Consider the following 20,269-nt stretch of genomic DNA (forward strand, 5'->3'; position numbering starts at 1 on the left):
AATGAGAACACAAACTAAAGAAATACAAGAACATTTAACCCCAGCAGATGCCCACCGAATTTTAGTAGAAGGGAATTATAGATTTGTTCAAAATGTTAAAGCACAACGAAATTTAAAAGAGCAAGTTTTGGCTACTAGTACAGGTCAATTTCCATTTGCAGTAGTGTTGAGTTGTATTGATTCTCGAGTGCCTGCAGAATTGGTATTTGATCAGGGTATTGGAGATATTTTTAGTGTAAGAATCGCCGGAAATATTGTCAATGAAGACATTTTAGGATCTATGGAGTTTGCATGTAAACTGGCAGGTTCAAAGATTGTTGTCGTAATGGGACATACACGTTGTGGAGCGGTAAACGGAGCTTGTAATCATGTTGAAATGGGTAATCTTACGCCACTTTTAAATAAGATTCAGCCTGCTGTACAAAAAGTAAATCCATCAGGAGGTAAAATGGAACGTGAAGCCATTGAACAAGTAACAGTAGAGAATGTTAAAATGGCCATTAATGAAATCAGAGAAAGAAGTGCTGTTTTATCGGAAATGGAAAAAAACGGAGAAATTGAAATAGTCGGAGCTATGTATAGCGTAGAATCCGGAGAAGTAGAATTTTTATAAGCCTAGCACCTGGGTTCTAGAGGTGATAGAGCATATCGTGCTTTATTACCAGAGTAGATGGTGTATTGTTTGCAAACAGCAACCCCGTGCCCAATCCTTGTGGCATGGGGTTGTTTTTTGTTGAGGCATATTGTGCTATGGCGTTTAAGCCCACATTGCTCTCCAGTGCTGAAGTAATCCACCAACCAATATTTCTTTTTTCAGCTAATTCAATCCAGTTATCAGATGAAGTAAAGCCACCAACTAAAGATGGTTTTAATATAATGTACTGAGGCTTGGCTGCATCTAACAACTGTTCCCTTATTCCATAATCACTAATCCCAATCAATTCTTCATCTAAAGCAATAGGAATTGGAGTGTTTTTGCACAATTGCTCTAAATCAATCCATTGTTTTGGTTGGATAGGTTGCTCAATGGAATGTAAATGAAAAGCACTTAGCTGTTCAAGTTTTTCCATAGCATTGTCTACAGAAAAGGCTCCGTTGGCATCTACTCTAAGTTCTAAATCTTGAGGACCAAAATGAGATCTGATATACTTTAACAATGCCAGTTCATCTTCAAAATTGATAGCACCAATTTTCAATTTCAAGCACCTGAATCCGTCAGCCATTTTTTGCTTGATCTGTTGCAACATAAATTCCTTTTCACCCATCCAAATTAAGCCGTTGATGCTTATTCCTTCCCGGCCTTGGGTAAAGGGTGTATCAAAGTAAATTTGTTTTCCGCCATTCTCTAAATCTAATAATGCAGCCTCAATACCAAATTCAATACTGGGGTACTTTTTTAAATCCAAACTGATTCTATCATGAATTGAATTCAAAAAGTCATTGAGTTTTCGTTCATATTGAATGTTGTCCCATTCAGGTGAAAGGTTTTCAATTATTGATGCTTCGCCAATCCCTTTTATTGCAGGATTTTCTTCATTCCAAACTTCAATAATCCATGAATTCTTGCTTTTCAAAACCCCACGACTTGTGCCAGCCGGTTGATTGAACTGCAAAGTGATTTTATTTGAATTGGCTTTAAGCATTGTTTGAACAACTAAAATAACGATCTGATGTTAATTATTCCTGAACATTGGGTGTCAATTTAACTTTATTTCATTGTAAATTTGTTTTAATGAATATTTCCTCAAAACATCTTGAAGATTTGGTAGAGCATTTTGCTTCCCTTCCCGGGATAGGAAAAAAGACGGCATTACGTCTGGTTCTTAATCTGATTAAAAGAGATGAAGAAGAGTTGGCTCAATTTGCTACTTCTTTGGGGGAAATAAAAGCTAAAGTATCTTCTTGTAAAACTTGTGGCAATATTTCAGATGCCGATTTGTGCAGTATTTGTATTCAACCTAATAGAAAAGGAGAGATTATATGTGTGGTGGAGGATATCAGAGATATTTTAGCAATTGAATCTACTCAACAGTATTATGGAGTTTATCATGTACTTGGAGGTGTAATTTCACCAATGGAAGGAGTTGGTCCTAACGACTTAAATATAGAACAACTTGTAAATCGAGTTGAATCAGGTGAAGTAGAGGAGGTAGTATTAGCTTTAAACGCTTCAATGGAAGGAGATACTACTAATTTCTATTTGTATAGAAAACTGGCAGATTACAATGTGAAAATCACTACCTTATCTAGAGGTGTGGCTGTTGGTACCGAATTACAGTATACAGATGAATTGACGCTAGGTAGATCAATTTTAAATCGAATGCCTTTTGATTTAAATCTGGTGCGCAAATAATTTCTTTTTGGTATATTACTTGTAGCTAATAAGTTACCAAGTCTTCGAAATGACACGTTCACTTATATTATTATTGATATTAATTGGCGCTCACAGTTCATATTCTCAAGAACCGGGAAAAGGAGAACGTCCTCTAAAATATTTTGATTCAGGAGTATTGTTTTTTGAAAGGGTTTTTCCAGCCTGTTCAGATTATAATGCGGCCGGAGTTCCCAATTATAATGTAGTAGGAATGGAAGGAGAGTTTCTGTCTTTAAAGCTGGGAAAATGGAATTGGAGACAAAGACTAAGCGGAGACATTGGCGGAAGAAAATCTGAAGACTTAATTTCTAATATTTTGTTTGAAGGAGATTATAAAGGTGGGTTTAGTGTTTGGTCTAATCGCTTCAGTGTATCGTTGGGAACTGTAGTTTCTTTTCAACCTACTCCAAAATTGGAAATTGGATTGCCAATCATGTTTTGCACAAGAATGACTTCTGAAGTGGGAAGTTACTATTTATATGAAGGTCAAACAATAGATCCAAATGATGTAGCTTCAACTAGTGAAGTTAATAAGTCAAACAAAGTTGTGATCAATAGAAAATGGATGCCTGGACTTAAAACAGGTTTAGAATTGGTAGCATTTCCAAATAGTGCATTATCCTTGCTTTGCAGAGTAAATTACCAATATTTTGGTTGGCGGGATGTCTATGATGTTTCAACAGCAAAGTTGAATCCGGTGAACAATGAAATTACTGTAGATCATGACAGAGTATGGAGTACACCGGAATGGGGTATAACTATTGGTTTAAAATACTATTTCTATAAAGTGTCAAAGAGTGTTCAATCCAATAGGACAAAAAAAGAGGATAACCCAAAAGTTATCCTCACTCCTAAAAAAAGGCAATAAGTCTTTAGTGAATTCCTTTAGCGGCAAGATATCTTTCAGCATCTAAAGCTGCCATACAACCTGTTCCTGCTGCTGTTACCGCTTGTCTGTAAACATGATCCGCGGCATCTCCTGAAACAAATACACCTTCAATATTGGTTTTAGATGTTCCCGGTTTGTTGATAATATATCCTGTTTCATCAAGGTCTAACCAATCTTTGAATACATCAGTGTTTGGTTTATGTCCGATAGCAATAAACACTCCGGTACAAGGGATTTCAGTAGTTTCTCCTGTTTTATTATTTTTTGTACGAACTTGTTGAACAACCTGTCCGTCACCCATTACTTCATCAATTTCAGTATTGTACATGATCGTAATGTTCTCAATTCCTTTTACACGTTTTTCCATGATGTCAGAAGCTCTAAATTGCTCTCTTCTTACAAGCATGGTAACTTTTGTACAGATGTTAGATAAGTAACTCGCTTCCTCACATGCCGAATCTCCCGCACCAACTATTACTACTTCTTGTCCTCTGTAAAAGAATCCATCACAAACTGCACAGGCAGAAACACCTCCACCATTTTTCAAATATTTTTGTTCAGATTCAATTCCTAAATATTTAGCTGAAGCTCCTGTAGCAATAATAACACTGTCTGCATGAATTTCTTTTTCTCCATCAACCCAAACTTTATGAACAGGACCTGTGAAATCAACTTTGGTGATCCATCCACCTCTTACATCTGTACCAAATCTCTCAGCTTGTTGCTGTAATTCGATCATCATTTCAGGTCCGGTAATTCCTTGAGGATATCCTGGGAAATTCTCAACTTCGTTTGTAGTTGTTAACTGACCTCCTGGTTGTAATCCCTGGTACATAACCGGATGCATGTTGGCACGTGATGCATAAATTGCTGCAGTGTATCCTGCAGGACCTGATCCAATTATCAGGCATTTCACTTTTTCGATCTCTTCGCTCATTTTATTATTCTATTAATTTTTTTTGTTTGAGGGTAGACAAATATAATTGCTTTACCTTACTTCTGGGTCCTATTTCACATGAATAAAATCTATTAACTGATAGTTAAAACTGATAATTCTTGAAGACCTAAAAAAATATTCATTCTCCCAAATTTTTTTTTTCAATTTAAAGGCCGTATTTTTGCAAGAATTTTGAAGGGTTTCCCATTATGATTGACAAAAGTCTTTTTAAGAAAAAAGAATTATATCCATTCCAGAAAAAGGTCGTTGACCAGATAATTTCAGAGCTTACCGAACAAGGGGAAAACTTTAACTTGCTCTTTCAGTTGCCTACTGGTGGAGGTAAAACTGTGATTTTCTCCAACATTGCCAGAGAATACATTCAAAAAAACAATAAAAAAGTTTTAATTCTTACTCACCGTATTGAGTTGTGTATTCAAACATCAAAGCAACTTACTGCTTTGAATGTTGGTAATAAAGTGATCAACAGTATGGTAAAAGAATTAGAAGATCAAAATGAGTTTGATTCTTTTACTGCAATGGTTGAAACCCTAAACAACCGTCTACAAGATGACAGTGAGTTTATTAAAAACGTTGGACTTGTAATCGTAGATGAGGCTCACAATAATTCATTTAGAAAGATTTTTCAATACTTTGAAAATGTAAATATTTTGGGAGTTACAGCTACTCCTTTAAGTTCTAATAAATCACTTCCGCTTAAGGATAATTACGATAAATTAATCGTAGGAGAAAGTATCAAATCATTAATTGAAGGAGGATACCTTTCTGATGCTGAAACTTACACCTATGATGTAAATCTTCATGGATTGAAAATTGGTGTCAATGGAGATTTTACCGTTAGTTCTTCTGACAAAGTGTACAGCAACTACTTTATGCAAGAAAAGCTTTTGTTTGCTTATGAAGAGGTAGCTGTAGGTAAAAAGACATTGATATTTAATTCAGGAATTGAGTCGTCTAAATCAGTATACGAATTGTTTAAAAAGAACAATTATAAAGTACGTCACCTTGATAGTACATTTAGTGATACAGATAGAAAAGACATTCTTAAATGGTTCAAAGAAACTCCCGGAGCTGTTTTAACTTCAGTAGGAATTTTAACTACCGGATTTGACGAACCAACGGTAGAAACTATTATTCTGAATAGAGCTACAAGATCATTGACACTTTATCACCAGATGATAGGTCGTGGATCAAGAAAATTAGAGCACAAAAGTAATTTCCAGGTGATTGATCTTGGTAACAATGTGCGAAGATTTGGATATTGGCAAGAGTACATTGACTGGCAAGATGCTTTCAACTATCCGGATAGATTCTTAGAATCTAGATTGAGTGAAGAAGACGATATGTTGTTTGAGGCGGATTATGAATTGTCAAGAACACTAAAAGATAGATTGAAGCATCCGGAAAAACTAGAAGAATTTTCAATGAAAGAAATCTACGAGCAATGCATTTCTGAAGGAAAGAAAGGTAAAGATGCTGTAGATATATCATTGGATAATCACTTTGAGGTAGTTGCAGAAAATTCTGAAGATATGTATGACGGATTATTGTTGTTACAAGATCTGCAAGATGATATTGAAAGAAGATTGAAGCACTATACAAAGTGCATTACTAAGGCCACTGATAACTACTTGAACTGGTTAAAAGAAACTTATAACCGTCAATTGTCGCAAAGAATCAGGGCTGAGCTTGATGCTGAGTAATTAGCGAGCACTTTGTTCCCTAAATTCAAATTCAATACACTTAAATCAGTTTAAGATACCGTAAACTCAATTGAGGAGTATGTTTAGGTTTTTGTTATGCACGCATAACCAACCTTGGTATAGTCTTTGTCGTTTATATAATAAAGAAAGCGATATTAAAATGAGCATCAGAGAACGCATAACGGCCGTATTTGTCTTGCAGAGATTTGTGAGGTTGAGCAGGGTTTTGTTGCCAATGTATATGGACCTTTCATCAAAAAAGAGTCTGTCACTTTCTGAAGAAAATAAATTAGCGGGGATTAAGCAGGTTTACGACAATTTTCAAGCAAATCCTCAAGCGTCAAACTATTTAATTAACTCAAATATCTTGAGTTTGATTCAAAAGGTTTACGAGTATTTAGTTCTTCAAAAACCACAAAACCCTGAGAGTTTTCACAATTATAATGAGTTCATCAAAGAAAGCGATCGTCTAATTGAACTTTGGGATCGTCAATTGTTGAATTAATTATTTTCCTGCGCCTTTAAAGATAATGGCAATAGTATAGAACATGATTTTAAAGTCAAGTGCTAAAGACATGTTACGAATGTAAAGTAAATCATACTTCATTCTTTGTACCATTTGTTCTACATTTTCTGCATATCCAAACTTTACTTGTCCCCAAGATGTAATTCCAGGTCTTACTTTATGCAGATATAAGTATTGTGGATCTTTAGCAGCAATTTTATCAATGTAATATTGTCTTTCCGGTCTAGGTCCAACCAAGGACATGTCTCCAATTAAAACATTCCAAAATTGAGGGAACTCATCAAATCTGGTTTTACGTAAAAATTTTCCTATCCCTGTGATGCGTTTGTCTTCTGAACTGGATAATTGAGGTCCGTTTTTTTCTGCATTTTGAACCATTGTCCTGAACTTAATGATATTGAATTTTTTGCCGTGTTTACCAATTCTCTCCTGCGTGAAAAATACAGGACCTTTGCTGGTTGTTTTTACAATGATTCCGACTGTTATATAAAATGGAATCAAAACGATTAAGGCAATAAGGGAAACACCAATATCAATCAATCTTTTAGTTGAAAATTGCCAATCAGGCATTATGCTTGGTGTCACATCTAATAATAATGCTCCAAAAATGCTGTTCATTTTTAACTGTCCGGCAAGGATGTCATAAGCATCAGGAATGGTAGAGATTTTTATATCATATGGAGCCAACTCTGTAATAATCCCTTTAAGTCTTTCATGATCAGAACTTTCTAAGGCAATTATGGCACGTTCAACTTTGTTGTTTTTAAGAATATCATGAATGTTATCTATGTGACCAAGATAAGGGAGTTTATCACTCAATAATGTGTCTGTTCCATTGATGTTAACGTATCCAATAAAATTATAACCTGATTTTTGTTTTAGGCTGTTAATATCCTCCAAAACTTCAAGAGCTCTATTACTACCTCCAATAATGATTGTATCAAAACCAATAATGCCTTTGTGAATTCTCTTTACGTAGATTGTAGTAAAGATAAATCTTGGGATTAGCGTTATTGTAAAGTGTAATCCAATAAAAACTAATAAGAGCGTATAAAATTGGGTATAGACACTCACGTAGTCGTTTAATACAAAAGCAAAGAATATCAAAATACATCCCATCAATGTTCCATATAAGGTATGCTTGATAGTTTTTAATCTATAATTCTCCTTGATGTTGTGATAGGTTCCCTGAATGGTATAAAGCAATATCCAAAAGAAGGGAAGGGCAATTAATCCTGTATAAAAATTTCCTTTAAACACCACCTCTGTATGTTCAACAGTTTTTATTCGGTAGATGTAGAACAAAAACCAGACAATTGCTGCAGTTATAAAGTCAACAATGAGGAATAATATTGCCTTTTGTCTACTGGTCATTGATAACGAATCACCTTTATGTTGTCAAGATATATTACTCCGCTTGTGATATCCTTGTCCAAAATACTGATGAGGTATAATTCAAAACTCGTTGCATTTATTTCATAGCTCACATCATCAATAAGGTTGATGTAGATTTTTTTCCACTTCATTTCTGATTCATCTTGTGGGTTGATGATAAATACAGGAGGGTGTTCAGCAATTCCGGTTGAGTTTTCAGCAATAACATTTAAAGCAATTGAATTGGTATTCATGTAATCAATCTCAACATAAACATCTTCTCCTACAGGAAGATTTAAATTGGTATTAGTTTGCGCCTTAAAAACTGAATCTGTTTCTGAAAGGTAAATTGCTCCACATCCATTACCATACTTAACAATGTCAGGTTGTTGACTTGAAGTGACAATGACAATATTAGTATCAGATACCGCATCTTTATCAAACTGAACTCCTACTTGTTCAAAATCCTCAATAAATTGAAATTGCAAATTAGATTTGTAAGTGGTTGTTGGGGTAACACTTACTTCCGTGTCTTTTACCAAATTCACTGTGGTTTCAAATTTATTGTAAAAAGGATACCTTGTTCTGGTAGCAGAAATTCCGTTCATTTTAATACCCGGATATACAAGTAAAGTATGTTCACCTTCATCTAATACAGGAATTTTAGCAGGTAATGACCAAACACCTAATGCCTCATTGTCAAGGTAAATCCATGCGTCTGTGATGGCATGTGTATTGGCACCTTGTGTACCTTCGTCTGTAGTTAATGTGAAATCATTTACAATTAGCCAGGATGGCGTATTGTCTTCTTTTTTACAAGAAGTAAGCAATAGAATTGTTAGACTAAACAGGTAAATTTTATTCATGTAATCGGATTGGGGTAGTAAGCAAACGCAAAAATTGATTAAATATTTTCTTGTATCAAACTTCTACTCAATTTAACTTCATCCATAATCCAATGTGCCACTTCAAGAGCTTTTAAACCATCATTTAAAGTTACCGGTGGAACTGAATCATTTTCAATGGCTTCAGCAAAAGATGCTAACTCTTCTTGTATGGCGTTTGAAGCTTCAACTTCTGGCTTAAAAATTTCAATTTTCTTTTTTTCTTTTCCTTCACCTAAATCAAACACAATGTCAAAAGGATCCGGTTCTTCATCAAGCGTAGTCATTTTAACTATTTCTGAAGTTTTTTCAAGAAAGTCAACTGAGATATAGGCATCTTTTTGAAAGAATCGGGTTTTTCTCATGTTTTTAAGAGAAATACGAGATGCAGTTAGATTAGCTACACAACCATTTTCAAACTCAATTCTGGCATTAGTAATATCTGGTGTTTCTGATACAACTGCTACTCCGGATGCTGAAACTTTTTTCACCTCTGCTTTAACACAACTTAAAATAACATCCAAATCATGAATCATTAAATCTAAAACAACCGGAACATCTGTTCCTCTTGGGTTGTAGAATGCCAACCTGTGTGATTCAATAAATAAAGGCGCGTTTAAAAAAGGGGCCGCTTCTTTATAGGCTGGATTGAATCGTTCAACATGTCCAACTTGTACTTTTACATTGTGTTTATCCGCCAATGCTTTTAATGCCTGACCTTCTTCAACCGTTTCAGTGATAGGCTTTTCAATAAAAACATGTTTTCCTTTTTTTATGGCTGCTTCAGCAATTTTAAAGTGATAAATAGTAGGAGTAACAATGTCTACACAGTCCACTGCATCTAATAATTCGTCAATATCAGTGAAACGCTTTATGTTGAAATCGTCAATTACCTTTTGTGCATTTACATCTTCAGGATCATAAAATCCTACAAACTCAAATTTATCATTCAGAGAATCAATAAGTTTAGCGTGAATTCTTCCTAAATGCCCTACTCCAAAAATTCCGATTTTTAACATATGCCAGTTTTGTGCAAAGGTATTTCATTTTTGTAAATGAAGGCAGTTGTGAACAACTCTTAATCTTACCCTAATGAAAGCAAGCAAAAAATATCTTAGTTTTGTTACTCAATTACTATTATGAAAAAACTCTTACTATCATTTGCCCTTTTATTGGGTGCATCTTCTTTTGCTCAAAATACAGATACAGTTAAGGTAATGGCCTACAATCTGTTAAACTTTCCACAAATTAATTCTGCAAGAATTTCTCACCTTGAAACTATCTTTCAAGAAGCATTGCCGGATATTTTAATGGTTTGTGAGTTAACATCTTCAACCGGAGCCAATGGTATTTTGAATAATTCACTTAATGTAAACGGTATTACTCATTATCAAAAAGCGAATTATGTGGCAGGACCTGATACCCAAAATATGCTTTACTATAATTCAAATAAGTTAGGTTTACACGAGCAAAATGAAATAGCAACAGCATTAAGAGATATTAATGAGTACGTGCTGTATTATAAAAGTGATGATATTGCAACAACTACAGATACTACATTTTTCTATGTTTATGTAGCTCATTTAAAGGCGAGCACAGGATTTGAAACAGAAAGAAACCTGGAGGTGCAAGAAGCAAAAGATTTTATGGCCACCAGAAGCGGCTTAGAAAATGTGCTTTTTGGAGGAGACTTTAATATTTATGGAAGCTCAGAACCAGCTTGGAATACCATTTTAAATGGAGCAGGGGTAACACTTGTTGATCCAATTAATGTTCCGGGTGAATGGCATTCAGACTGGGGATATGCAGATATTCATACACAATCAACCAGAACAGCAACTTTTGATGGAGGATCTACCGGTGGAATGGACGATAGATTTGACTTTATTTTTATGTCACCGGATTTAAAAAGCTGGGGAAACCAAGCTAAACTAATTGACGGAACTTATTGGGCTTACGGTCAGGATGGAAATCACTTCAATGGTGAGATCAATGGTTCTCCAACCAATACTTCTCTACCAACTGCCGTAATTGATGCTTTATATCTTATGTCAGATCATCTTCCGGTATATGCTGAAATTGAAGTGCAAAAAACATTTAATAGTGTTCCTGAATCAACAATAGAAATTAATGCCTTTTACTATCAGGATGCCATTCACTTTCAAACGGCAGAATCTTTAACAGATATTGGTTCCATGTATGTTTTTGACATGAGCGGTAAAAAGATAAAAGAGTTTAAACCATCATCTCAAGAAGAAAAATTTGATGTTTCCTTTTTAGAGAAGGGTGTATATATTTTAAGATCAGAAAAAGGGAATTTCAATTTGAAATTCGTGAGATAAATCTAAGCTATTGAGATTTTGAATTGATGAGCTTATAGACGTACGCCCATTACGCAAATGTCGTCTACTTGTTCAAATGATCCTTTCCACTCGTTAAATGCTTCTAACAAAGTAGATTCTTGTTGCTCATTTGGTTTACCAAAAACAGAAAGTAGAAGCTGCTTGAACCTTTTACGCATGTATTTTTTGTTCATTGATCCTCCAAACTGGTCTACGAATCCATCACTAAATAAGAATAGTTCATCTCCTTCATTTGCCTGAAGTTTGTGAACGGTGAATTCGTCCGTTGAATCGGCATGATGGGCTAGAGGCTGTTTATCACCTTTAATAGAGTACAATTTTTTACCTTCTAATTCCATATCCGGATCAATAATCTCTCCTTCAAGGGTAACTAAAGGTTGATTGGTGTCTCTTATTATGTATAGTGGATTAAAAGCTCCTGAAAAATAAATAGTCTGTTTGGTTTTGTCATAACTGACTAGCGCCGCATCAATCCCATCTTTTTGAGCAGTTTGTCTTTGATTTAAAACCTTAATAATTCCCTCTTTAACATAATTGAAGATCTCATTGGGTTTTATAAATTCATCTGTTTTAACCGCTTCATTGAAAAGTGAAGAACCAATAATGCTCATAAAAGCGCCCGGAACTCCATGACCCGTTGAATCTGCAACAGAGAAATAAACTTTGTCCATTTCTTTATTGTGATTGATCCAGTAAAAATCACCACTTACAATATCCTTTGGTTGATATAAAACAAATGAATTTGGTAAAGCAGTTTTTATCTTTTGCTCTGAAGGCAAAATAGAATCTTGTATCAATTTGGCATAATTAATACTTGAAGTAATATCTCTATTCTTTTGCTCTAGCGTTTGAGTACGTTCCTGAACCTTTTCTTCTAAAGATTCATTGACAGATTTTAATTCGTTGATAAGCTCTTCTCTGGCTTTCTCAGATTTTTTAAGCTCATTCTCCTTAAAGTAGCTATTAATCGCTTCGGTAACAGTTAAATTTAAATCTTCAATTTCCCAGGGTTTTGCCATGTAACGATAAAGGCTGGCATTGTTAATTGCATTACCAACAGCTTCAACGCTAGCTTGTCCTGTAAGTAAGATCTTTTTAATTGAAGCGTCTAATTTATTGAGTTTCGTAAGCAACTCATCTCCTTTCATTCCGGGCATTATTTGATCTGAAATGATCACCGGAATAGGATATCCATCTTCTTTCAACTCCTGATATAACTCCAAAGCTTCATTCCCACTTTCTACTGTTTCTACAGTGAAATTGGTGCCCAGATGCCTGCGCAACTGCGAACGAAGACTGTTGAGAATCATTCTCTCATCATCAACACATATGATGGTAGGTTTTTTCACTTTTTTACAATAACGAAATACCGTCTCTTATCGTTGTAATTAACTCTTCTTCAGTCCAAGGTTTTTGTAAACACTTGTAAAGGTTTGCTTCTTTTTCTGCTCTGGCAACAGCTTCGTTATCAGCTTGCCCTGTCAACATTACCTTTACAATTTTAGGAAATTTTTCATGTACTTTGATCAAGAACTCATCTCCTTTCATTTCTGGCATCAACCAATCTGATACAATTAACAATATTTCAATGTCCTCGTCAACCAATTCTTCAATTAAATCAAGTGCCTCATCAGGACTTTCAGCAAATTCGTATCCATATTCAGATCCAAAATTTCTTTTTAACTGCCCTTTTAAGCTTGTTAAAATTGTACGTTCATCATCTAAACAAAGTATTGTTTTCTTAGCCATATTAATTTGCGTAAGGTAATTTTACAGTAAATACAGTTTTTCCGGGTTCACTTTCAACAGTGATAGTTCCGGAATGTTTTTCAACTATTTTCTTAACGATATCTAGTCCTAATCCACTTCCTTCACCAGCAGGCTTAGTTGTGAAAAATGGTTCAAATATTCTATTCTTGATATCCTCAGGAATTCCTTTTCCTGAATCAGCAATATCTACACGCGCCATATCTCCATCTTTTTTAATGGAAATAGTAAGTTGACCCTCATTGTTCATTGCCTGAATGGCATTGTGAATCAAATTAGTCCAAACCTGGTTTAATTCATCCGGATAACATGCAATTGGTTCAAGCGAATCAAAATCTCTTTCAATGTCAATTCCTTTTTTGATCATGTTGTGATATAAAGTCAAGATGGTTTCAATTCCATTTTCAATATCAGCTTCAGTTTTTTCACCACTGTGATCAAATCTCGAATAATTTTTAAGTGCAAATACAATTTTAGAAGCCCTGTCAACAGCCATTTTAATATTGTCACTGTTTTTACATTGCTCTGTTTGGTTGTATATTAGATCTAATGCGGTTCCTGAATTAGTTCCTTTCAATAATGGGAGATAATCGTCTTTTAGTTCATAAAGCCCAATATCTACCATCATTTCTGCAATTTCATCTGCATTTTCAAATCCTTCATCTTCCAACTTTGACATTAAACCTCTTCTGATCTTTCTTTGTTCGGCAGAAGATATATTGCTCGTTGAGCTAAATGCATCTTCTAACATCATGAAGAATATTGCTTTTTCTTCCAATGACAAAATCCCTAATACTTCAGGAAAACCTTTGATAGAAGATTTAATTGCAGAGCGAATTGTTCCTATTGATGCTTGAATAGCTCCAAGCGGCGTATTAACCTCATGAGCAACTCCGGCTATTAATTGCCCTAAGGCAGCTAATTTTTCAGATTGAATTAATTGTGATTGTGATTGTTGTAATTCCTTGTGTTGCTGTTCTAACTGTGCATTAGCATTGTCTCGAATATTAATAAAGAATACAACCAAATAGTAAACAGCAGTTGAGATAATGATGATGTTTACAACAAAGAATAACACTTGCACTGATGGAGTAACATCAGGTCTGTAATCTACCAGGTAAGGATCAATAACTCCACTTACTATGGTAAAAACTACAAACAAAGCTATCCAAACTCTACTGGCTTTGGTATCATAAAAAGACAAGGAACCTATAACTGCCAAAGATGCCCATAGCATCATTGCTCCACTAGATAAAAAACCTCCCAATGACCATTGAAACACGAAAGGAAGTAACAAACTAATGAAAACTTGAATGGCACTTGCTACTTTAAAATTTTTATTTTTTGAAAAAAACCAGAAGTTTATTATGGTTATGAAAGTATAAGAAAATGGAAATATTCCAGGAATTGGATAACCAAGTGCTGTAGCCAATATCCCCCAAACTAATCCACCAAATCCCATCACAAGTCCCATGTAAACCATGAAGGAGTGTTTTTGTTTAATTGACTCTGAATCGGTAGGTTTATCTCCTATTGCAAGAATTTTCTTGAGCATGCAAAATATCTAAGGTTTAGTAGGCTAATGTACAAAAAAATAGTGTGAAACACCTATAAACACTAGAGTTGAGCCCAATTTGTTGATTGACAGTGATTTAGTTTTGTGATCTAACTTTCTGATAAGCAACATCTAAAACAATATCTTTCAAAATTGTTTGTATTTTTAATTCAAACATGGAATTATGAGAGTATTTATAAGTTCAATTTTGGATGTGCTTGTAATTAGTTGCGGGTCAGATAATACGGATTCGTCTGAAGTTGAGAATGACGTAGTTTTAAATGATACGATTGAAGAGTCTATGGATACCCTTGTTATTGATCAAGCGGAGAAAGATGTCATCAATGAAGTGTACGAAATGAGTGAAGAGGAGACTAGAGATTTTTTGAAAGATTATCCTGATGTAATCACAAACAGAAGAGACATGTGCGACATTTTGGTTAAAATGAAATTGGCCACTTATGATATGTTAGATCCGGGATTTACTTTACATAAACTACAACACAATGAAGAAACGGATGAATTTACCTACAATAAATGTTGGGATGATGAAGGAGAGTCAAGATTTAGGGTAGCTTCAGAAGATGTGAGTAATGGAGTTTCTGAAGGAGACCATCCTGTTTTGAGCCATTCATATAAAGATTATCGATTCTGGAAAATTGAGAAATTTGAAAAGGTTGAAAATGGTTTAAGGTTCTGGTTTGAAGGTGCAGATGAAATTGATCCATATAGAGCGTTAGTTTATACTTCTGGAGGGTTTTGGGCATATTATGAAAATGACGAGGGCCTTGAATCTTATACCGTTTCGGATTTGGTAGCATTTAATTTAGTACAAGAAGATTGCTAATTTTATCCTGTGTTAAAACTTATTTTTTCATCCCTTATTTTAAGTTCTTTTGTTCTATATGGACAAGTAAAATCGGATACGCTTTTAATAGCGCAACATCTTAGAACAATTACCAAAACAGAACAAGCCAGAAATGCCTTAAATGTTGAAGCATTAAACAAGGTTGCAGAATATATTCATTCAAATTTTAAGCAGCAATGCGATACTGTATTTTACCAGGAATATGAGGTAGAAGGGGAGGTTTACAAAAATGTTATTGGAAGAATGGGGCCTGAAGATGCTCCCAAAATTGTAGTGGGTGCACATTATGATGTTTGCGGTGATCAGGAAGGAGCAGATGATAATGCTACCGGAGTTGTTGGATTATTAGAGCTAAGCAGGATGTTAAACAAGGATTCTCTAGATGTTCAAATTGAGTTTGTTGCTTATACATTAGAAGAACCGCCATTTTTTAGGTCTCAGTATATGGGAAGTTATGTTCATGCAAAATCTATTTATGACTATGAAGAACCAACAATTGGAATGGTATGTCTGGAAATGATTGGTTATTTCAGTGATGAAAAGAAATCACAGCGATATCCAATTGGCTTATTAAAGATGTTTTATGGTGGAAAAGGAGATTATATCACAGTTGTTCAGAAGTTTGGAAACGGAAAGTTTGGTAGAAAATTCAATAAAGACATGAAAAAACAAAAACTGCTGCCAACCAAATCATTCAAAGGGCCGGCAGGTTTACAGGGGATTGATTTTTCAGATCACCTCAATTACTGGAAATTTGACTACAGTGCTGTAATGATAACCAATACAGCATTCTACAGAAATAGCAATTATCATAAGAATACTGATACCATGGAAACGCTTGATTTGAATCGCATGGCCTTGGTGATTGATGAAGTTTATCTCACCTTAAAAAATTGGAAATTAAAGTAAGATGAAAGTTTTCAAGCCAATCATATACCTGGACGCAGCCTTGAGTTTTATAATCCCATTGATGGCGGTGGTTTATCTGATTTATGATGAAAGTGATTATTCGGTTTGGATATTGCTAGGTGGATGGATCATGTTTTTGTTGCATGGTGTTGCCATTATCTTAACTGCTCCTTCAAGAATTAATACCAGCAATAGCATTTGGGCTACAATTAATCTTGTGTTGATTGGAGTTTTGTTTTGGACAGATTTTATTTCATTTGAGGGATTTTTAATTCTTGAATTGGCGTCTGAAACAGTTTCATACCTATTGGCCATTCTAGGATTTGTTGCGCTAAACAAGAAAATAAATGGAAAACCATTTTGGAAAGAACTAGGACCCGGCATTGCTATTATGAATTTACTGTTGATTAGTGTTATTGTTTATCCTTTTGTTGCCGAGTGGCTTTTATATGTAAATTCTCAATCTGACGGAACATTTTATTGGTTAGCTATTTCATTAGCTACTTTAGTTTCGGTATCTAAAAAGTTTGGCGTTTTGGCAGAAGTTGTTCAAAAAGTAAATTCAAAACCTAAAACTGAGATATCTGGTTCTGCAGAAAATACAGTTGTTAAAAAGGAAGTAAATACAACACCTCTATTTGTTGTATTTATGATTATCTGGTTTGTTGGATTAATTGTACTTATGAATCTTAAATAAGATCATTGTTTAAGTCACTTTTATTGTACATTTATTCAACCTATTCAATTGAAATTCAATGGAAGAAAAATTTCATAAAAGCACTGCGGTAGAGAAAGAAGCTATGCTTAAAATGATGGTTAAAAGTAATTTGAAACCACTTTTATACTTTTTATTCATGTATGGAGCCTTCCTTGCTGCTTCAATTTTACTAGTTTGGAGTTATCATCAAGTCTGGTGGTGGCAGGTGATAGCTTTTGTGTTTTTTGCTATTGTACAGTGCAGTATGTTTGCTGGAGAACATGAAACGGTTCACAATACGGCTTTCAAATCAAAGTCACTCAATTACTTTTCTTCATTGATGTTAGGTTTAGCACACATGTACGCTCCTTCAACTTTCAGGGATTTACATTTTACTCATCACAGATATACTCATGTACCCGGAAAAGATCCTGAAATTAGTTTAGGGCATAAAGAAATTCCTTCGGTGATTTTATCCTTACCTACATATTTGGCTTGGTTAAGTGGTTTACCGTTACTGTTGTTCAAGGTGTTTATGTTGATTTTTGGAGCATTAGGAATGCCAAATCCAATAAGGAAATTTATTTATCCATTCGTTCGAAAAGAATCTAGATTAAACATTGCCCTTGAGAGCTTACTTTATCTGTTTATTTATACCGGATTAATAATAATTGCTAACTTTTTTAATCCCGGAGTTTGGTACTTGTTTATTGGTCTTGTAGTAGGACACTGTTTATTATCAACTTATTTGGTGATGGAGCACAATGGATTACCTTACGAAGGAAACATACTTGAAAAGACTAGAAGCATGAGAACTAATAAGGCGGTTAAGTTTTTAATGTGGAACATGCCATACCATGCCGAACATCATGCTTATCCGGCAGTGCCATTTTACAATTTACCACAGCTTCACAAAGCTTTGGAAAGTGAATTAAAGCATAAAGATGAATCTCATGCCGATTTTCATTTAGCTGTTTTTAAAGGGAAGTATAAAAAGAAGGACTAAAGTTTTATATCAACTGTAACGTAAAAGCTAATTCCATCAGAAGGAATAATTCCCGGACCGGGATAACCGCTGGCACGTCTAGTGAAATACTTATTATTAGTAAAATTATTTACCCCTGTTTTGAAGGTGAAATGTCTATTTAAATTATAAGTAGCACCAACATCCATTACATAATATGAAGGTATAATTCCTGCAACTGCATTGGGATCAAAAGTTGCGTTTGTTCCATCTGTATAATGCTTATGAACATATGAAGCTAAGTATGAAAATGTCCACTTTTTGACAAATAATTTAGTGCCAATTTTTGCTGTTACGGGTGGAACCAGTTCAACCCATTTGTTGGCATAAGCCTGTTCTAGAGATTCACCATATTTAGCATATACATATGAAATGTTTGCAAATCCACTCCAATAGGTCTGAGCTGAGTCAGATTTCTTAAAAATTCTTTCTCCAAATAATTCAACTCCTGCACTGTAAGCTTTACCAATATTTGTGCGATATCTGACAAATTCATAGTCATTCACTTTTTTGTTGACCACGCCAATTTTATTGTCATAATACAGGAAAAATCCACTTACATCAAAAGTGTATCTGCTGCTTTTGCCTCTAAATCCTAAATCTGCGTTGTAACCGGTTTCATCTGTTATATTGGGGTCTACTTGTTGGTTTGGGTTGATAATGCGGATATCTGAAAAATTGATACCTCTGTAACTTTGCGCTATATTACCATAAAATTCAGCATTTTTAAAAGCTTTCCACGTTAAACCTAAGCCTCCCAAAAAGATATCTCTACTATTACTTTTGTCTTCAGTGTAAGTAGTATCAAATAATAATTCGTTTGTCAAAGGATGAAAATTTTGAACTCTATAAGATCCCTGCGCAGCTGTAGAAATGTGCTCATACCTAACACCCGCAGAAAGCCAAAACCCTTTTGATAATCTGAACATATTTTCTGCAAAAGCCGAATAGTTTTGAGAAGGAAAAACATAGTCTGATCCCTCTAAATCATTTGGATTTATAAAATCGAAGTCAGCACCATAGCCATCATTTGCTTTTCCTTGTAAACTGGTGGTTTTACCATTGTAATATCTCAATCCCGCAGCAAGTGTTCCTTTAACCTTTTTACCAAGAGGATAATGTTGCAGCAATCTCAATTCTGCTCCAATATTGTCAAAGTCTCCACTAATGAGGTCTCTATTTTCGTAGTCATCTAATCTGGATATTTTATCCAAGTTGCCTAAGGCATTTCTACTTGCATTCACTTTAAACCCTTTAATGTCAATGGCTGTTTTAGAGGATATAACCCAGTTAAAATGAGCGGATAAGATATTCCAGTTAACTCCAAACCAGTTTCTTTCTCTTATAGATTGCCTTGGATTTTGTTCAAACATAGCATCTGTCAATCCTCCTGCTTGCTGCGCCAAATATGACATATGTGTATATTCAGCACTTAAAAAGATGTTTTCAGTAAACTGATATTTTAACATTCCAAACGCATTGTGTTGAGTAAAGCCCGCATTGTCTCTCCAGCCATCTCCGCGTTTGAACTTATAAAATGCCAGATAAGAGAACTTCTTTTTTATGGTACCAGAAATACTATTGAACGTACCAACGTAATTGTATCCTCCGTATGTATGTGAACCTTTGTATTCAAACTTTTTGGATGAAGGTTGGATTAAATTAAAGTTTAGCATCCCACCAAATTGAGGTCCAAATTGTAAAGAGGCAGCTCCTCTAATTAACTGTATAGATTCAATGGCTTCTGCAGGAGGAGTGTAATAAGATTCGGGATATCCCAAAGCGTCTGCAGCAATGTCATAACCATTTTGTCTTGTATTAAAATGCTCAGTTCTGTTGGGACTTAATCCTCTGGCTCCAATTCCTAATTGCAAGCCTCCACCATCACTTTCCCAGATGTTTAGTCCGGGAACAGAAGCATACAATTCACGAGCATTGTTGGCAGATTTATTTCCGATAATTTTCTCAAGATCTATCAGCTGTGTTTTCTTACCATGGGTCAGGGTCATTCCTTCAATTGTACGCATGTTTCTGGATGATAAAGCATCTTCTGCCAATACATCCACTTTTGCCAATTGCATTGTATCTTCAATTGAAACTTTGTAGTTATTAGATCCATTTTTAATTTGAAGTGAATCATCAAAATCTACAAATCCAATTGAGTGAATACGGATGTGATATTTACCTGCAGCTAAACCATTGAAGAAAAACTTACCGTTGTTATCCGTCAAAGCATAATGTGATTTTTCAGAACTAAGAGACACTTTGGCAAAAGAAACAGGAGATTTACTTTGATCTAAAACAGTTCCTTTTAATTCACATTGCGCAGATGTAAGCACGATATGGAATAGGAGATATGTAAGTAACCAAAACTTCAT

General features: G+C 34.8%; 19 protein-coding genes. 10 read left to right on the top strand and 9 right to left on the bottom strand.

Annotated elements, in window-relative coordinates; genetic code table 11:
* The first annotated feature begins 1 nt into the window (after nucleotide 1).
* Complete coding sequence (locus tag K6119_RS00800) at nucleotides 2–613, top strand: carbonic anhydrase family protein (RefSeq protein ID WP_221834461.1); 612 nt, start codon at nucleotides 2–4, stop codon at nucleotides 611–613.
* Nucleotides 614–629: 16 nt separating this feature from the next.
* Here K6119_RS00800 and K6119_RS00805 read toward each other — a convergent pair whose 3' ends face one another.
* Nucleotides 630–1,643 carry an o-succinylbenzoate synthase gene (locus K6119_RS00805; protein WP_221834460.1) on the bottom strand — a complete coding sequence of 338 codons (1,014 nt, stop codon included), beginning with the start codon at nucleotides 1,641–1,643 and terminating at the stop codon, nucleotides 630–632.
* A gap of 89 nt (nucleotides 1,644–1,732) precedes the next feature.
* On the opposite strand from K6119_RS00805, the gene recR reads away from it, so the two are divergent.
* Together recR and K6119_RS00815 are read left to right on the top strand one after the other, a co-directional pair.
* On the top strand, nucleotides 1,733–2,353 hold the full coding sequence (gene recR / locus K6119_RS00810; RefSeq protein ID WP_221834459.1) for a recombination mediator RecR: 621 nt from the start codon (nucleotides 1,733–1,735) through the stop codon (nucleotides 2,351–2,353).
* Between the two features lie 49 nt (nucleotides 2,354–2,402).
* On the top strand, nucleotides 2,403–3,242 hold the full coding sequence (locus K6119_RS00815) for a hypothetical protein (protein WP_221834458.1): 840 nt from the start codon (nucleotides 2,403–2,405) through the stop codon (nucleotides 3,240–3,242).
* Nucleotides 3,243–3,246: 4 nt separating this feature from the next.
* Here the strand turns inward: K6119_RS00815 and trxB are convergent, their stop codons facing one another.
* Nucleotides 3,247–4,200 (bottom strand): thioredoxin-disulfide reductase, encoded by a 954-nt coding sequence (trxB, locus tag K6119_RS00820; protein ID WP_221834457.1) that lies wholly within the window; start codon nucleotides 4,198–4,200, stop codon nucleotides 3,247–3,249.
* Between the two features lie 209 nt (nucleotides 4,201–4,409).
* On the opposite strand from trxB, the gene K6119_RS00825 reads away from it, so the two are divergent.
* Both K6119_RS00825 and K6119_RS00830 read left to right on the top strand, forming a co-directional pair.
* Nucleotides 4,410–5,924, top strand: a complete 1,515-nt coding sequence (locus K6119_RS00825) for a DEAD/DEAH box helicase (RefSeq protein ID WP_221834456.1) — start codon at nucleotides 4,410–4,412, stop codon at nucleotides 5,922–5,924.
* 160 nt (nucleotides 5,925–6,084) lie between these two features.
* Nucleotides 6,085–6,429 (top strand): hypothetical protein, encoded by a 345-nt coding sequence (locus tag K6119_RS00830; protein ID WP_221834455.1) that lies wholly within the window; start codon nucleotides 6,085–6,087, stop codon nucleotides 6,427–6,429.
* On the opposite strand, the gene K6119_RS00835 is transcribed toward K6119_RS00830, so the two are convergent.
* The 3 genes from K6119_RS00835 to K6119_RS00845 are packed head-to-tail and all read right to left on the bottom strand — an operon-like array spanning nucleotide 6,430 to nucleotide 9,727.
* Nucleotides 6,430–7,824 carry a sugar transferase gene (locus tag K6119_RS00835; RefSeq protein WP_221834454.1) on the bottom strand — a complete coding sequence of 465 codons (1,395 nt, stop codon included), beginning with the start codon at nucleotides 7,822–7,824 and terminating at the stop codon, nucleotides 6,430–6,432.
* Nucleotides 7,821–8,690, bottom strand: a complete 870-nt coding sequence (locus K6119_RS00840) for a hypothetical protein (protein ID WP_221834453.1) — start codon at nucleotides 8,688–8,690, stop codon at nucleotides 7,821–7,823. The genes K6119_RS00835 and K6119_RS00840 overlap by 4 nt, the downstream gene beginning before the upstream one ends.
* A gap of 38 nt (nucleotides 8,691–8,728) precedes the next feature.
* Complete coding sequence (locus K6119_RS00845) at nucleotides 8,729–9,727, bottom strand: Gfo/Idh/MocA family protein (protein ID WP_221834452.1); 999 nt, start codon at nucleotides 9,725–9,727, stop codon at nucleotides 8,729–8,731.
* A 120-nt stretch (nucleotides 9,728–9,847) separates the two neighbouring features.
* On the opposite strand from K6119_RS00845, the gene K6119_RS00850 reads away from it, so the two are divergent.
* On the top strand, nucleotides 9,848–11,050 hold the full coding sequence (locus tag K6119_RS00850; RefSeq protein ID WP_221834451.1) for a T9SS type A sorting domain-containing protein: 1,203 nt from the start codon (nucleotides 9,848–9,850) through the stop codon (nucleotides 11,048–11,050).
* 32 nt (nucleotides 11,051–11,082) lie between these two features.
* On the opposite strand, the gene K6119_RS00855 is transcribed toward K6119_RS00850, so the two are convergent.
* From K6119_RS00855 to K6119_RS00865, 3 genes are read right to left on the bottom strand one after another with little or no spacing between them, the layout of a single operon-like run.
* Nucleotides 11,083–12,420 (bottom strand): response regulator, encoded by a 1,338-nt coding sequence (locus K6119_RS00855; RefSeq protein ID WP_221834450.1) that lies wholly within the window; start codon nucleotides 12,418–12,420, stop codon nucleotides 11,083–11,085.
* Nucleotides 12,421–12,424: 4 nt separating this feature from the next.
* A complete protein-coding gene (locus K6119_RS00860; protein WP_221834449.1) occupies nucleotides 12,425–12,820 on the bottom strand; it encodes a response regulator in 396 nt (131 codons plus the stop codon).
* A gap of 1 nt (nucleotide 12,821) precedes the next feature.
* Nucleotides 12,822–14,393 carry a sensor histidine kinase gene (locus tag K6119_RS00865; protein ID WP_221834448.1) on the bottom strand — a complete coding sequence of 524 codons (1,572 nt, stop codon included), beginning with the start codon at nucleotides 14,391–14,393 and terminating at the stop codon, nucleotides 12,822–12,824.
* Nucleotides 14,394–14,577: 184 nt separating this feature from the next.
* Between K6119_RS00865 and K6119_RS00870 the strand changes: the two genes are divergently transcribed.
* The 4 genes from K6119_RS00870 to K6119_RS00885 are packed head-to-tail and all read left to right on the top strand — an operon-like array spanning nucleotide 14,578 to nucleotide 17,873.
* Nucleotides 14,578–15,240: a hypothetical protein gene (locus K6119_RS00870; RefSeq protein ID WP_221834447.1), complete on the top strand. Its 663-nt coding sequence runs from the start codon at nucleotides 14,578–14,580 to the stop codon at nucleotides 15,238–15,240.
* A gap of 9 nt (nucleotides 15,241–15,249) precedes the next feature.
* Nucleotides 15,250–16,170, top strand: a complete 921-nt coding sequence (locus tag K6119_RS00875) for a M28 family peptidase (protein ID WP_221834446.1) — start codon at nucleotides 15,250–15,252, stop codon at nucleotides 16,168–16,170.
* A 1-nt stretch (nucleotide 16,171) separates the two neighbouring features.
* Nucleotides 16,172–16,867: a hypothetical protein gene (locus K6119_RS00880; protein WP_221834445.1), complete on the top strand. Its 696-nt coding sequence runs from the start codon at nucleotides 16,172–16,174 to the stop codon at nucleotides 16,865–16,867.
* A 58-nt stretch (nucleotides 16,868–16,925) separates the two neighbouring features.
* Entirely contained in the window at nucleotides 16,926–17,873 is a 948-nt protein-coding gene (locus K6119_RS00885) for a fatty acid desaturase (protein WP_221834444.1), read from the top strand.
* Here K6119_RS00885 and K6119_RS00890 read toward each other — a convergent pair.
* Entirely contained in the window at nucleotides 17,870–20,269 is a 2,400-nt protein-coding gene (locus tag K6119_RS00890) for a TonB-dependent receptor (RefSeq protein WP_221834443.1), read from the bottom strand. The genes K6119_RS00885 and K6119_RS00890 overlap by 4 nt on opposite strands.

Source organism: Paracrocinitomix mangrovi (assembly GCF_019740355.2).
GTDB lineage: Bacteria > Bacteroidota > Bacteroidia > Flavobacteriales_D > Crocinitomicaceae > Paracrocinitomix > Paracrocinitomix mangrovi.